General features: G+C 66.9%; 13 protein-coding genes. 6 read left to right on the forward strand and 7 right to left on the reverse strand.

The genetic code is table 11. From position 1 onward, the window contains the following. Nucleotides 1-8: 8 nt before the first annotated feature. The 3 genes from QZH52_RS04015 to QZH52_RS04025 all read left to right on the forward strand — a co-directional run bounded on the left by QZH52_RS04015 (nt 9) and on the right by QZH52_RS04025 (nt 2361). Entirely contained in the window at nt 9-554 is a 546-nt protein-coding gene (locus QZH52_RS04015) for a DUF4256 domain-containing protein (RefSeq protein WP_301804219.1), read from the forward strand. A 4-nt stretch (nt 555-558) separates the two neighbouring features. Next, nucleotides 559-1773 (forward strand): multidrug effflux MFS transporter, encoded by a 1215-nt coding sequence (locus QZH52_RS04020; protein WP_301804221.1) that lies wholly within the window; start codon nt 559-561, stop codon nt 1771-1773. Nucleotides 1774-1890: 117 nt separating this feature from the next. After that, the gene (locus tag QZH52_RS04025) at nt 1891-2361 is read left to right on the forward strand and encodes a hypothetical protein (protein ID WP_301804224.1); all 471 of its coding nucleotides are present in this window, start codon (nt 1891-1893) and stop codon (nt 2359-2361) included. Nucleotides 2362-2374: 13 nt separating this feature from the next. On the opposite strand, the gene QZH52_RS04030 is transcribed toward QZH52_RS04025, so the two are convergent. Beyond that, entirely contained in the window at nt 2375-2809 is a 435-nt protein-coding gene (locus QZH52_RS04030) for a bacteriohemerythrin (protein ID WP_301804226.1), read from the reverse strand. A gap of 318 nt (nt 2810-3127) precedes the next feature. Between QZH52_RS04030 and QZH52_RS04035 the strand changes: the two genes are divergently transcribed. Next, complete coding sequence (locus QZH52_RS04035; protein ID WP_301804228.1) at nt 3128-4606, forward strand: cytochrome P450; 1479 nt, start codon at nt 3128-3130, stop codon at nt 4604-4606. Between the two features lie 26 nt (nt 4607-4632). Here QZH52_RS04035 and QZH52_RS04040 read toward each other — a convergent pair whose 3' ends face one another. The 4 genes from QZH52_RS04040 to minC are packed head-to-tail and all read right to left on the reverse strand — an operon-like array spanning nt 4633 to nt 7713. Continuing rightward, on the reverse strand, nt 4633-5748 hold the full coding sequence (locus tag QZH52_RS04040) for a S1C family serine protease (protein ID WP_301804231.1): 1116 nt from the start codon (nt 5746-5748) through the stop codon (nt 4633-4635). Between the two features lie 43 nt (nt 5749-5791). After that, the gene (minE, locus tag QZH52_RS04045; RefSeq protein ID WP_286372254.1) at nt 5792-6064 is read right to left on the reverse strand and encodes a cell division topological specificity factor MinE; all 273 of its coding nucleotides are present in this window, start codon (nt 6062-6064) and stop codon (nt 5792-5794) included. A 2-nt stretch (nt 6065-6066) separates the two neighbouring features. Further along, nucleotides 6067-6879: a septum site-determining protein MinD gene (minD, locus tag QZH52_RS04050; RefSeq protein WP_301804240.1), complete on the reverse strand. Its 813-nt coding sequence runs from the start codon at nt 6877-6879 to the stop codon at nt 6067-6069. A gap of 60 nt (nt 6880-6939) precedes the next feature. Continuing rightward, on the reverse strand, nt 6940-7713 hold the full coding sequence (gene minC, locus QZH52_RS04055; RefSeq protein ID WP_301804243.1) for a septum site-determining protein MinC: 774 nt from the start codon (nt 7711-7713) through the stop codon (nt 6940-6942). A 281-nt stretch (nt 7714-7994) separates the two neighbouring features. On the opposite strand from minC, the gene QZH52_RS04060 reads away from it, so the two are divergent. Beyond that, nucleotides 7995-10094 (forward strand): carboxypeptidase regulatory-like domain-containing protein, encoded by a 2100-nt coding sequence (locus tag QZH52_RS04060; RefSeq protein ID WP_301804246.1) that lies wholly within the window; start codon nt 7995-7997, stop codon nt 10092-10094. A gap of 72 nt (nt 10095-10166) precedes the next feature. Here the strand turns inward: QZH52_RS04060 and QZH52_RS04065 are convergent, their stop codons facing one another. Together QZH52_RS04065 and QZH52_RS04070 are read right to left on the reverse strand one after the other, a co-directional pair. Beyond that, on the reverse strand, nt 10167-11531 hold the full coding sequence (locus tag QZH52_RS04065) for a solute carrier family 23 protein (protein ID WP_301804252.1): 1365 nt from the start codon (nt 11529-11531) through the stop codon (nt 10167-10169). A 53-nt stretch (nt 11532-11584) separates the two neighbouring features. After that, the gene (locus QZH52_RS04070; protein ID WP_301804255.1) at nt 11585-12013 is read right to left on the reverse strand and encodes a hotdog fold thioesterase; all 429 of its coding nucleotides are present in this window, start codon (nt 12011-12013) and stop codon (nt 11585-11587) included. A gap of 117 nt (nt 12014-12130) precedes the next feature. Here QZH52_RS04070 and QZH52_RS04075 point away from each other — a divergent pair, with 117 nt between their 5' ends. Continuing rightward, the gene (locus QZH52_RS04075; RefSeq protein ID WP_301804258.1) at nt 12131-13438 is read left to right on the forward strand and encodes an AsmA family protein; all 1308 of its coding nucleotides are present in this window, start codon (nt 12131-12133) and stop codon (nt 13436-13438) included. Nucleotides 13439-13498: the final 60 nt, after the last annotated feature.

The following is a 13498-nucleotide window of genomic DNA, read 5'->3' on the forward strand; positions in this document are numbered from 1 at the left end:
CAGGCGATATGAAAGCAGAACAACGCGAAGCCCTCATCGATACATTGAAGTTGCGGTTCAAGCAGAACCTGCACAGGCACCCTGGAGTCGACTGGGCCGACGTCCATGGTCGCTTGCAAGACAACCCCGACAAGCTGAGGTCGCTTCATGAGATGGAGAGGACGGGAGGCGAGCCCGATGTGATCGGGGCAGCGGATGATGGCGGCGCCTACCTTTTCTGCGATTGCGTCGCTGAAAGTCCGCAGGGGCGCAGGAGCCTGTGCTACGACGCAGAGGCTTTGAATTCCAGGAAGCAGAACAAGCCGCAGGACAATGCCATCGACATGGCCGCGGTCATGGGCGTCTCGCTGCTGACGGAGGCTCAATACCGCGAACTTCAGCAGTTCGGGGAGTTCGACACGAAGACGTCCAGTTGGGTGTCGACACCCCCCGACATCCGAAGACTTGGTGGCGCTCTGTTTTGCGACAGGCGTTTCGGCAAGGTCTTCGTGTATCACAACGGGGCCGAGTCTTACTACGCAGCGCGAGGATTCAGGGGCTCAGTGAGCGTCTGAGCTCATGACACCTTCAGCCACCTTCCGCGAGCGCGTTGCTCTCTATGCCTTCTTGACGTCGCTGACCTCGATCAGCATTGACGCGCTCTTGCCGGGGTTGCGCCAGATCGGGTCGGATCTGGGTGTCGCGCCCCCGCTGTCTACGCAGCACGTCGTCTCGCTGTTCATCTTCGGCATGGCCTTTGGCGAACTGCTTCTTGGCCCGATGTCCGATGCCTTGGGGCGAAAGAAGGCGCTCGTCCTCGGCCTGGGTGTCTACGGGCTTGGCACAGCCATCGCCATGTGCGCCGGATCATTGGAAGCGGTGATCTTCGGCCGGTTTCTCCAGGGGGTGGGTGTGTCCGGACCGAAGATCTCGACGCGGGCCATGATCCGCGACCAGTTTGAAGGAGACGCGATGGCGCGCGTCATGTCCTTCATGTTCACACTCTTCATTCTGGTGCCGATGCTGGCCCCCACCCTTGGCCAGGTAGTGATGGCGGTCGGGGGGTGGCGCAGCGTTTTCGCGATCTATCTCGTCATGGCGGGCCTGCTCGGCTTCTGGCTTGTGATGAGGCAGCCGGAAACATTGGATTCCGCCAGACGAATACCCTTTCGGCCGAAGCTGCTCGTGTTGAACGGGCGACGCATCCTGTCAAACCGCCGTGTGGCGACCTTGATCATGGCGACCGGCCTGGTGTTTGGTGCGCAGCTGCTCTACCTCAGCACGGCAGCCGATCTCTTCCTGGATGTCTACGGCATCGCGGAAACCTTCCCCTTCTATTTCGCGGTGCTGGCTGCCGGAATTGGGCTTGCCTCATTTCTGAACGCAAGACTCGTGCAGCGTCTTGGCATGGATGCCATGGCGCACCACGCCTTCGTGGGACTGGCTTCGGCAGGTCTTCTGATGTTGCTTGCGTCCACTCTCTGGAATGGACGACCGCCACTCGCCGTCTTCATGTCACTGAGTTTTTCGGCTTTCTTTGCCATCGGGATCCTGTTTGGCAACCTGAATGCCATGGCGATGCGCTCGCTCGGTCAGGTGGCAGGCCTGGGCGCGTCGTTGATTGCGTCCGGTTCGAGCTTTGTCGCAACGCTGTTCGCCATTGGAATGGGAGCGTTCTACGACGGTACGACCCTCCATCTGTCGGCGGGTTTCTTCGTCTCGGGAGTCCTCTCCCTGGTTCTGAACAGGCTGGCGGCGCAAGGCGACACCTCACCGGTAGAGGCCATCAGGTAGGACCCGGCGAGCGTATCGGGATATCCGAGCGGCCACCTACGCCCACGTACGTGGGACGCAAGTTGCGCCGGGGCCCGCTACGATGGGAGCTGTCCGAGCTTCGACATGGAGACGCCCATGAAAGTCTTCCACCTGCACTTGTTGCCCCCGGTCCTGGCCCTGCTGCTGGCCGCCTGCGCCAGCGATCCGTCCCGCCTGGCCCTCGGCTCTTCGCGCGCCCAGGCCCTGCAGCAGTTGGGCAAGCCGACCGCCACCTACCCACTGCCCGATGGCGGCGAGCGCTTGCAGTATTCGACCGAGCCCTATGGCCACGAGGTCAACAACGTGGATCTGAACGCGGCCGGGCAAGTGGTGGCCGTGCGTTCCGAACTCGCCGCGCCGTTGGTCAACAACCCGATCCAGATCGGCAAATGGCGCGAGGCTGAAATCCTGCGCACCTATGGAAAGCCCTTTCAAGTGACGCGTGTCGATTCCTTCGACGGCGCGATCTGGAGCTGGCACATACAGCAGAACTACCTGCCGTACATGTTCTACGTCTACTTCGATCCGGCCGGCGTGGTGGTGCGCTACTCCGTCAGCCCTCAATGACGCCCACCCGGCCTCAGCCGGACACCCGCACCAGCGCCCCGCCACGCAAAGCGTCATCCCCCTTGTTCGCCGGCTCGAACCGCGCCCCCCGCAGATGCAGCGCCAGCGCCGCATCCATCGACTGCACGTGCTTGTGATACCAGTCGCGGAACTGCCAGGCCATCTGCCGGACCTGCAGCAGCTGGCCTTCACGGGCCTGCACGATGCCTTCGCGCATGACCTCCAGCACTACCCGGTGCTGCAGCGTGTGGTCCTTGCGGCAGGAAAAGCGGGTGGCCCGCATCCACTCGTCCTCGCGCGTGAAGGTCTGGGCAGCCAGGTCGACCACCCGCTGCCAGGCGGCCGGCAACTCGGCGTCGCCGGCTTCGTCGACGCGCTTCAGCAGGGCCGTGAACTGCTCGTGCGCCCGGTCCATGAAGGGCAAATCGAGCGAAAGCGAGGCTGCCATGTGTCTTCTCCGCATTGAAAGACACAAGGCTAGCCCGCGAGCGCGCGGGGCTCATTGACCTGCGACAAGCATCGCGGCGGGCCGTGAACGAAGGCCTGGCCGCGCAAGGTGAAGACGACGGAGAGATACGAAGACTGTCGTCGCGCTCATCTCGGATGTGGAGACAGGCATGCAGAGGCCGTGCGCCTGCTCCACAGCCACCGGCGCGGCGCAACGTCTACGAAGAAGGTGGCCGATTCGCCAACAGCTGTCACAACTCCGATGCAGTTGGCTGGCGCGCGGAGCAGGCTTAGCATCGCGCAAGCAGAAGGGGGTCTCATGAGCGCCGATCCAACTGACCACGCCTCCCCGACCAAGGCCGGACCACCCGCCGCGCGACTGCGTCGCTTTTTTGACCTGCCGGGTCCCAAAGGATTGCCTCTGCTCGGCAACGCGCTCCAGATCAAGCCGGAAGCCTTCCATCAGATTCTCGAGGGATGGACGGAGCAGTACGGGGCTTTGTTCCGCTTCTCGATCGCCGAGCGCGACTTCCTTTGCGTGAGCGACCCAGCGCTCAACGCCTCCGTGCTCAAGCAGCGCCCGGAGGGATTCATCAAAGGGCCCCGACTGGTGCAGGTCTGCAAGGAACTTGGCTTTCACGGCGTGTTCTCCGCCAACGGGGAAGCGTGGCGCCGGCAGCGTCAGATCGTGCTGGCGGGGCTGGATCCGGCACACCTGAAGACTTTTCTGCCTTCCATCGAAGTGGTCACGGCCCGGCTTCGCGCACGTTGGTTCAGCGACGCTCAAAGCGATCGTGAAATCGATCTCATGACCGACTTGATGCGCTACACAGTGGACGTGACCACCTGCCTTGCGTTCGGCCGGAACCTCAACACACTGGAGGGGGGCGATCATGATGTGATCCAGCAACACCTCAACGTGATCTTCCCGACCTTGGCGCGTCGCGTCCTCGCGCCGATCGACTTCGAGCGCTGGCTGCCCAAGCCTGGGCTTCGGCAGCACGTGGAAGCATTGCAGGGCGCGGTGCAGAAGTTCATCCGGGAGGAGCGTCAGCACATCGAGCGCCGGCCTGAACTGATGCAGCGCCCCGAAAACCTGCTGCAGGCGCTCATTGCTGCCTGCGACAGAGAGAGTGCGGGACTCAGTGACGAGGACCTGTCCGGCAATGTGCTGACCATGCTGCTCGCCGGCGAGGACACGACCGCCAACACGCTGGGTTGGCTCATCTGGCTCCTGCACGACCACCCCGACGAGTGGAAGCGGGCTCGGAACGAGGTCGATGCGATCGTCGGCGCGGGCCAGATCCCACGCTCGACCGATCAACTCTCACAGCTCGACTTCGTCGAGGCCTGCGCCAACGAAGCAATGCGCCTCAAGCCGGTCGCCCCCATCAACATCGTCCAAGCTGCGCATGACGTCGTGATCGGCGACGTCGCGGTCCCCAGCGGCGTGTTCGTGACCTGCGTGATGCGCCCGGCCGGCGTGGATGCAAATCGTTTCGATGAGCCGAAGGCGTTTCGCCCGACGCGCTGGATCGATGGCACTCACGCAGAGGGCGAGCGGATGATGGGTGCCAAGCGCGTGGTGATGCCCTTCGGTGGTGGCCCGCGCGTGTGCCCCGGTCGCTATCTCGCACTGGCGGAGATCAAGATGGTGATGGCGACATTGCTGGCGAACTTCGACATCGCGCAGATGAGGACGCCCGAGGGCGGGCCCGCGGAGTACATGTCGCTCACGATGTCTCCCGTCGGGCTGACGGTTCACCTTTCACCCCGGGCAGTCAGCACTTCTTCGTGACACCAGCCTCTGGGCGGTGATGACGATCACCGGCGCCTGTCTGCCGGCATCGGACGCCGGCCCAGCTCAACTGCCACGGCCATGGCCACGCCGTGGCGAGTCAACTTGAATTCGACACGGCTGCCGGGTGCCAGCATCGCCGTCTCATTGATGAGGGCCGTGGCATCGGCGATGCGTTTGCCATTCATCGAAGTGACGGTATCGCCCACGCGCAAGCCGGCTTTCTCGCCCGGCCCACCGCGCTGGACCTTCTCTACCACCGCGCCGGATGCATCGGGGGTGCTGCGCTTGGCATCGCGCGCGACCACGCCGATCCAGCCTCGCTCGACGCGCCCATGCGCAATGATCTGGTCCATCACCTCGCGCGCCAGGCTCACCGGGATCGCGAAGCCGATGCCCTGGGATCCTCCGCTTTCCGAGTAGATGGCCGCATTGATTCCGACCAGGTTGCCGTCGATGTCCACCAATGCGCCGCCCGAGTTGCCGGGGTTGATGGCTGCGTCGGTCTGGATGAAGTTCTCGAACGTGTTGATGCCAAGCCGATTCCGGCCGGTTGCACTGACGATGCCCTGAGTCACGGTCTGTCCGACCCCGAACGGGTCACCCACGGCAAGCACGATGTCACCCACCTGTACCGAACCCGCCTCCGCGAATGTGATCGGCGGGAGGCCCGTCGCATCGATCTTCAGCACAGCGAGATCGGTGTCGGGGTCGCGGCCAAGCAACTGCGCGTCAGCCACCTTGCCGTTCGGCAGCATGACGGCGATTTCAGTCGCACCGTCGACCACGTGGTTGTTGGTCAGGATATAGCCCTGTGCCGCGACGATCACGCCGGAGCCCAGGCTCAGCGAATCCTGCCCGCGCCGGCTGCGGCGGCTTGGCGCGCTGCGCGTGTAGATGTTGACCACCGAGGCCGACGCCTTGCGCGCTGCCATGCGATAGCCCGTGTCGCGTCGCCCAAGTATCGTGTTCGCCAGCGACGAACTGCCGCCTGCCTCATGAATCGTGACGACGTCGTTGCGGGCGGGCGGCGACGCGGCAGGGCGGAACGCATGCCAGGCGATCAGCAGGCCGGCACCCACGGTCACAGCTTGGGCGAGCAGCATCCACAGTCGATGCAGAGCGATCGAATCGGCCTTCATTCAAGCTGGCTCGCCGACATCCTGCCGCAGCCCCGCCGAATCCCTACCCCCGCGCCGCAAGCGCGTCCGGCAGCTCGATCTTGACTTCGAGCACCTCCAGGTCATCCTGCTTCTCCAGGTGCACCTTGATGTCCTCGGCCTTGATCGACACGTACTTCGAAATCACCGCGATCAGCTCGCGCTGCAGTTCGGGCAGGTAGTCCGGCCGCTTGGCGCCCAGGCTGCTGCGCTCGTGGGCCAGGATGATCTGCAGCCGCTCCTTGGCGACGCTCGCCGTCTTCTTCTTCTCACCGAGCAGAAAGGAAAACAGGGACATGGCTACCTTCCGAAGATGCGTTTGAAGAAGCCCGGCTTCTCGGCGTCGACGAAGCGCATCGGCTTGTCCTCGCCCAGGAAGCGCGACACCACGTCGCTGTACGCCTGCGCCACGTCGGTGTCCTTGTCGTGGATCGCCGGCACGCCCTGGTTGGAGGCCTGCAGCACTGACTCAGACTCGGGGATCACGCCGATCAGCTTGATCCGCAGGATGTCCTGGATGTCTTCCAGCGACAGCATCTGGCCGCCCGCCACGCGGTTGGGGTTGTAGCGCGTGATCAGCAGGTGTTCCTTGATCGGCTCGCCGCCTTCCTTGGCGCGCTTGGTCTTGGAGCCCAGCATGCCCAGGATGCGGTCCGAGTCGCGCACCGAGGAGACCTCGGGGTTGGTCACGATCAGCGCCTCGTCGGCGAAGTGCATCGCCATCATCGCGCCGGTCTCGATGCCGGCCGGCGAGTCGCAGACGATGTAGTCGAAGCCCTGCTCGGCCAGTTCCTTCAGGATCTTCTCGACGCCGTCCTGCGTCAGTGCTTCCTTGTCGCGGGTCTGCGAGGCAGCCAGCACGAACAGGTTGTCGCACTGCTTGTCCTTGATCAGCGCCTGGCTCAGGTTGGCCTCGCCCTGGATCACGTTGACCAGGTCATACACCACGCGCCGCTCGCAGCCCATGATCAGGTCCAGGTTGCGCAGGCCGACGTCGAAATCGATCACGGCCGTCTTCTTGCCCGCCAATGCCAGTCCCGATGCAAAGCTCGCGCTCGTGGTCGTCTTTCCGACGCCGCCCTTGCCCGAGGTCACCACCACAATTTTGGCCATGCCATTCCTTCTTCGTTCGTTCGTTTCAGTTATTGGGTCGCCGGGCGCACACGCCCCCGATCAGAGGATCGGCTCCATGACGATTTTCTTGCCGTCGAGCGAGATCCGGGCCGGCTTGCCGGCGATCTCGGCCGGCAGCGCCACCTCCGCCGTGCGGTAGATGCCCGCGATGGCCACCAGCTGCGCCTCCATGCAGGTCGTGAAGATGCGCGCCGAGGTGTCGCCCCGGGCACCGGCAATGGCCTTGCCGCGCAGCGGCGCGTACACATGGACGTTGCCGTCGGCGATGACTTCGGCGCCGTAGCTCACCAGCGCGGTCACGATGACGTCGCCGCCGCGGGCGTAGACCTGCTGGCCCGAGCGCAGCGGCTTGTCGATCACCAGCGTGCCGTTGGCCGGCACCGGCACCTCGCGCACGATCTGGGGCGCTTCGGGGGCCGGCGCCGGGGCTTCGGCGGGCGCCGGGGCAGGGCGCGGCACCGGCGCCACCGGCATCGCGGTGACCGACAGCCCGGCCGCGCGGGCCGCGGCGTTCTGGGCATCGCTGCCGCCGCGCACCGCCACCGGCTGGGTCTGGTGGCGCGCCAGCAGACCGCGCAGGGCGGTGAAGTCGAGCAGTTGGCCGGCGTCGGCCGGGTCTTCTTCGGGCAACTGCGAGAGGTCGATGACCACCGGCTCCTGCTCGAAGAAGTCGGGCGAGTCCGCCAACTGGGCGTCGAGCGCTTCCGCCAGCACCTCGAGATCGGACGTCTTGAGGATGACCGCGATGAGCGGCAGCGTGGCGCTCTTGAATTCGAATACCGCCCTGGTGCGCGCGGCGGATGCATCTGCCATGGAAAAGCTTGGTGCGAAAAGCGTTGGAGTCTAACGGGCACGGGGCTCCGCGTGGAAAAAGGGCGCCCCAAACCGCCTTGCGGACAACATTTCTTGCACCAGGTTTCACTTGGGCGACCCATCGTTCCGGCCGCCGCGTGACATCCCTCACGCTCCGCGGGCCGCGCCCGCACTCACTTAGTGCAATTGCACTATTCATTGCGCCGCCATCGGCACGGAGACTCCCCGCACCGCTGTAACAGTTCGTTAGCGGACCGAATAAACACCCGAGGAGTCTGATTTTGTTGCGTACCCACCCGAAAAGCCGAATCGCCCTGTCCACAGCGCTGCTGCTGTCGCTCGCCGCCTGCGGCGGCGGGGGCGGCGGCAGTGGCGGCTTCCTGCCCACCGGCACCACCGCGGGCACCGGCTCGGGCACCACCGCCATCACCGGCGGCGATAGCGGCACCACGGCCGCGGCCAAGCTGAACGGCATCGCCGCCACCGGCGCCGCCTTCGCGGGCGCCAAGGTCACGGTGGTCGACCAGCGCGGCGTGACGGTGTGCACCACCGAGACCGACGCCAAGGGCGCCTACGAATGCACCCTGCCGGCCGACACCAAGGCGCCGCTGGTGGTCACGGCCGCCCGCGACGACCTGACCCTCTACAGCACGACCGCCAGTGCCACCGGCGGCAACGTCAACGTCACGCCGCTCACGACCATCATCGTTTCGCGGCTGTCACCTGACGGCAATCCGGCCAGCCTGGCGGGTGCCATCGCGACCCGGCCCGACACCGTGACCGACAGCACGGTGAAGCAGCAGGTGGCCGAACTGGTCGCCGCACTGAAGCCGCTGCTGGCCCTGTTGGGCGACGCCGTCGACCCGATCAGCGGCGCCTTCGCGGCCGACGGCTCGGGCCACGACCGGCTGCTGGACTCGATCTCGGTCAGCGTGCGCCCCGACGGCGCGGGCGCCAACATCGAGATCACGGTCAAGGCCGTGCCCACGACCGAAGACGCCGTCCCGCTCTCGATCAGCTTCCGCAGCGACGCGACGCTGCCGCCGCTGCCGCAGTCGGTTGCCACCGCGACGCTCGCGCCGGCCGGCGCCTCGCTGGCCGTGGCCTCGCTGTTCGACCGGCTGACCCAGTGTTTCGCGCTGCCACTGAGCAAGCGGGTCAACGCGGCCAACGACACCGCCGCCGCGACCGGCGGCCCGAGCGACGTCATCGCCCCCGAGTGCCGCACGTTGTTCGTCAACGATGATCCGGCCAGCTACCTGAGCAACGGCAGCAAGGTCGGCCGCAACGCCAACAACCAGGGCGCCTTCGCCGGCCTGTTCCGCCCCGGCGCGACGGGCCTCAAGTACGACCGCGGCGAGCAGCAGTTCTTCCGTGCCAACGGCGACCAGGTGCTGAGCTACCGCACCACCGACAGCACCGGCGCGGTGCAGAACCAGACCATCGTCGCGCGCGACGTCGGCGGCACCCTCAAGCTGATCGGCAACCAGTACAACTACTCGGTGAACGTCGCGCCGACCGTGCAGGACCGGGACTTCGTGAGCGCGCCCGCGTTCAACTACCTCAGCGTGTCCTACGACGTCACGATTCCGACGCAGACCAACGGTGCCGGCAGCGCGATCGACCACGTGGTGGTGAAGGCGCCGAACGGCATCAGCTACACCTACAAGCCGGGTGCCGGCAACGCCAACCTGCAGCTCGAGAAGGTCGACGGCAGCGGCTCGGCCACCACCACGCTGCTGCGCCTGGCCGCAGGCTTTCGTGATGCCGCCAGGTCGGGCAGCCCGTCGACGATCGAGCCCGGCGCCTACTTCCTTGCGCCGCAGCTGAGCGACGAGCAACTCCGGCTGCTGCCGGAGCAGGGCGCGTTCACGGTCGACTTCAGCTTCGCCGACGGCAGCACCGCGACCCAGACGCATCGCCTGATCACGCGGGTGCCGACCATCGCCGAGGCCCGGCTGGTGAAGTTCGCCGATCTGACGCCCAAGCTGCGCGACGAGATCAAGGGCATCGCACCGGCCCAGGCACTGGTCTTCGACGCGCCGAGCGCCAGCGAGCCGAGCCTGATCGACTTCAGCGCCGAAGGCGACCTGGACGGCTGGACCGTGCCCGAGGGCGCGACGGCCCCGGTCGCCCTCACGGCCTTCGGCGCTTCGTCGACCGGCGTGGCGTTCGAGGACCGGGTCGACTTCGCCAGCTCGGCGCGCAAGGCGAAGATCTACTGCTCGCAGGAGAGTCAGGCCGACGACCATTGCGGAACGATCAACACCTACTCGGTGTATGCCGCCGGCACCAAGGTCAACCTGTTCCAGCTCTCGGGCACCAGCGCCCAGCAGGTGCTGTACCTCAAGGGCTTCTCGACCAAGATCCCGGCTCCCTGAAGCAAGTCACTGCGCAGCCCTCCCAAGCTGCGCAGCCTCCAAGGCCCCGCCTTCGTGCGGGGTTTTTTTTGTCTAGTCGCGCGCGCGGCTCAGCAGCGCATACAGCAGGATGGCGCCGAAGGTCGCGGTGCCGATGCCGCCGAGGGCGAACTGGCCGAACTTGAGCGTGAAGTCGCCGGTGCCCAGGATCAGCGTGATCGCGGCCACGATCAGGTTCTTGTTCTGCGAGAAGTCGACCCTGTTGTCGACCCAGATCTTGGCGCCTGCGACCGCGATCAGGCCGAACACCACGATGCTCACGCCGCCCATCACCGGCAGCGGGATCGCCTGCACCAGGGCGCCGAACTTGGGGCTGAAGCCCAGCACCAGCGCGATCAGCGCCGCCACCACGAAGATCGCGGTCGAATAGATCTTGGTCGCCGCCATCACGCCGATGTTCTCGGCGTAGGTCGTGACGCCGGTGCCGCCGACCGCGCCGCTCACCATGGTCGCCACGCCGTCGCCGATGAAGGCCCGGCCCAGCATCGGGTTCAGGTCGCGCCCGGTCATGGCGCCCACGGCCTTCAGGTGCCCCAGGTTCTCGGCCACCAGGATGATCGCCACTGGCGCGATCAGCAGCATCGCGTTGACCTCGAACACCGGCTTCGAGAAGGTCGGCAGCCCGAACCAGGGCGCCGCCGCCAGCGCACCCAGGTCGATCGGCTTGCCGAGTCCCATGCCGTTGGTCAGCACGGCGTAGACCAGGCTGGCGGCGATCAGGCCCATCAGGATCAGCAGCCGCTGCGCCATGCCGCGCGCATAGACCGCGATCAGGCCCACGCTGAGAAAGGTGACGGCCTGCATCCAGGTGTCGAAGCCGGTCGGCGCCATGTTCTTGATCGGCACGCTCGCCAGGTTGAGCCCGATCACCGCGACCACCGCGCCGGTCACCACCGGCGGCATCAGCCGCTCGATCCAGTGCACGGCGACGTCCTGCTCGACCTCTTCCACCTCGAGGCCTTCGAGCCCGCGCACCGGCGCCGCCTTGGTGCGGCGCTCGTTGGTGAAGGCCACGAGCACGCCGATCAGCAGGTAGACCGCGCCGCAGGCGATGATGCCGCCAAGCGCCACGCCCAGGTTGGGATTCGGCCCAGTGCCCGAATAGCCCGTGGCCGCGATCACCACCCCGATGAAGGCGAAGCTGGAGCCCAGGTAGCTCGGCACCCGGCCGCCCGTGATGAAGAAAAACAGCAGGGTGCCGATGCCGCTCATCAGGATCGCGATGTTGGGGTTGAACCCCATCAGGATCGGCGCCAGCACGGTAGCGCCAAACATCGCGATCACGTGCTGCACGCCCATCGCGGCGGTTTGCGGCCAGGGCAGGCGCTCGTCGGGTGCGACGATGGTGCCCGCCGTGGCCGACACCTTGCGCCAGCGGGGCAGGTAGGAATCGCTCATGGTCTTCTTCTCCTCGGTTGTTGTTCTTGGTCGGCGCGTGGGCCGGGGAGCGTTCAGCCGGCCTGCGGGGCCAGCACCGCCATGGTGATGCGCGAGACGCAGGTCAGGTCGCCGGCGTCGTTGTGCATGTCGATCTGCCAGACCTGCGTGGTGCGGCCGCGGTGCACCGGCCGCGCCGTGCCGGTGACCCAGCCCGAGGTGACGGCGCGGATGTGGTTGGCATTGATGTCCAGCCCGACCGCGCGCTGGCCCTCGGGCGCCGAGTAGTAGGCGCCGCAGGAGCCCAGCGTCTCGGCCAGCACCACCGAGACCCCGCCATGCAGGATGCCGTAGGGCTGCACGGTGCGGTGGTCGACCGGCACGCGGGCGCTGATGGTGTCGTCGCCGATGGCGAGGAATTCGATGCCCAGCAAGGCCGTCGCGGTGTTCGCGTGGCTCCGGGTCAGGGATTCGATCGAGATGTCTTTCTTCCAGATGCGCATGAAAAGCTCCGTGTCGGGATTGTCAAAACTATAGCGACAAGGTCGCACCGGCCCCCACGGCGTAAACGCGCCCATGGCTGACAGCGCCCGCGGCCGGGCCGGGCGATGCTCGACGCCATGACCCGCCCCCTGCGATGGATCACCGGCCTCGTCGCCGCGGCAGCGCTCTTGCTGGGCGGCGGCGCGCTGTTGCTCAACCTGTTGCTGCCCACCGATGGCGAACTGGCGGCGGAAGTCGGTGCCCGCTTCCAGAAGGCTTCAGGCATCGGGCTGACGGTCGGGTCGGCGCACTGGTCGCTGCGGCCCTCGCCGGTGGTCGTGCTGTCGAACCTGGCGACCGAGCAGCCGGCACCGATCACGGCACGGCGGGTCGTCATCCGGCCGCAGCTGGCCGCGCTTTGGGGGCGCCGGATCGCGATCGAGTCGCTGGAGATCGAGGGCGCCGTGCTGCCGCGGGCCTCTGTGCGCGCCTTCCGCGGGCGCTGGAACGCGGAAGACGTTGGCGCGCCGGGCCTGCTGGCGGGCGCCGCCTGGACCCTGGCCGAGGTGCCGCTGGCGCGCCTGCGCCTGCGCGACGTGGTCTGGATCGACCGCCGCGAGATCGCGCTGGCCTACGACGCCGACGTGCAGTTCGATCCGGCCTGGCGCCCGCGCGAGGCCGACCTGCGGCGCGCCGGAGTCACGCCGCCGGCCCGCCTGCGGCTCGAGCGCGAAGGCGGACAGGACCGCTGGCGCACGCTGATCGACATCGGCGGCGGCACGTGGAACGGCAGCACCGTGCTGCAGGTGCTCGACAACGGCCGCCTGCGCCTTGGCGCCGAGCTCGAGCCCCGGGGCGTCGACATCGTCGCGCTGCTGCGCAGCTTCGACCGCCACGCGGCGGTCGAGGGCAAGCTCGGCGGCCAGACCACGGTCGACGCCGAGGGCGCCGATGCCGGCGAACTGGTGCGGCGGCTGCACACCCGCACGCGCTTCACGATCGCGCCCGCGACGCTGAATGGCTTCGACTTCGCCAAGGCGGTGCGCAGCGCCGGCATCAGCCGGGGCGGCCGCACTTCGCTCGACAGCCTCAGCGGCATCCTCGACACCCAGGCCGGCGAGGATGGCACGGTGCTTCGCTACAGCGCCGTCAAGGCCCGCTCGGGCCTGCTGACCGCGAGCGGCAGCGCCACGGTGCTGAACCGCCGGCTCGACGGCGAACTGGCGGTCGACGTGGTCGACGGCGTGGTCGGCGTGCCTCTCAAGGTGGGCGGCACGCTCGATGCGCCCGAGCTGTCGCTCACCGGCGGCGCACTGACCGGGGCCGCCGTGGGCTCGGCCGTGCTGCCGGGCGTCGGCACCGCGATCGGTGCCCGGATCGGCCAGCAGATGGAAAGGCTGTTCGGCGGCGACGACAAGAAGAAGGAGCCGGCCAAGCCGCGTTGATGGTGCGCTTCGACAGCGGCGAGAATCGCGCGGACGCAACGTCCGCGTCCCGTGCCAGCA

The organism is Variovorax ginsengisoli (assembly GCF_030486595.1).
Taxonomy (GTDB): Bacteria; Pseudomonadota; Gammaproteobacteria; order Burkholderiales; family Burkholderiaceae_C; genus Variovorax; species Variovorax ginsengisoli_B.

Bases quoted from the DNA above. Each gene is read 5' to 3' on its own strand.
- QZH52_RS04075 (WP_301804258.1), top strand. From the start codon at position 12,131: ATGACCCGCCCCCTGCGATGGATCACCGGCCTCGTCGCCGCGGCAGCG.
- QZH52_RS04065 (WP_301804252.1), bottom strand. From the start codon at position 11,531: ATGAGCGATTCCTACCTGCCCCGCTGGCGCAAGGTGTCGGCCACGGCG.
- QZH52_RS04030 (WP_301804226.1), bottom strand. From the start codon at position 2,809: ATGGCAGCCTCGCTTTCGCTCGATTTGCCCTTCATGGACCGGGCGCAC.
- QZH52_RS04025 (WP_301804224.1), top strand. From the start codon at position 1,891: ATGAAAGTCTTCCACCTGCACTTGTTGCCCCCGGTCCTGGCCCTGCTG.
- QZH52_RS04020 (WP_301804221.1), top strand. From the start codon at position 559: ATGACACCTTCAGCCACCTTCCGCGAGCGCGTTGCTCTCTATGCCTTC.
- QZH52_RS04040 (WP_301804231.1), bottom strand. From the start codon at position 5,748: ATGAAGGCCGATTCGATCGCTCTGCATCGACTGTGGATGCTGCTCGCC.
- QZH52_RS04015 (WP_301804219.1), top strand. From the start codon at position 9: ATGAAAGCAGAACAACGCGAAGCCCTCATCGATACATTGAAGTTGCGG.
- minE (WP_286372254.1), bottom strand. From the start codon at position 6,064: ATGTCCCTGTTTTCCTTTCTGCTCGGTGAGAAGAAGAAGACGGCGAGC.
- minD (WP_301804240.1), bottom strand. From the start codon at position 6,879: ATGGCCAAAATTGTGGTGGTGACCTCGGGCAAGGGCGGCGTCGGAAAG.
- QZH52_RS04070 (WP_301804255.1), bottom strand. From the start codon at position 12,013: ATGCGCATCTGGAAGAAAGACATCTCGATCGAATCCCTGACCCGGAGC.
- minC (WP_301804243.1), bottom strand. From the start codon at position 7,713: ATGGCAGATGCATCCGCCGCGCGCACCAGGGCGGTATTCGAATTCAAG.
- QZH52_RS04035 (WP_301804228.1), top strand. From the start codon at position 3,128: ATGAGCGCCGATCCAACTGACCACGCCTCCCCGACCAAGGCCGGACCA.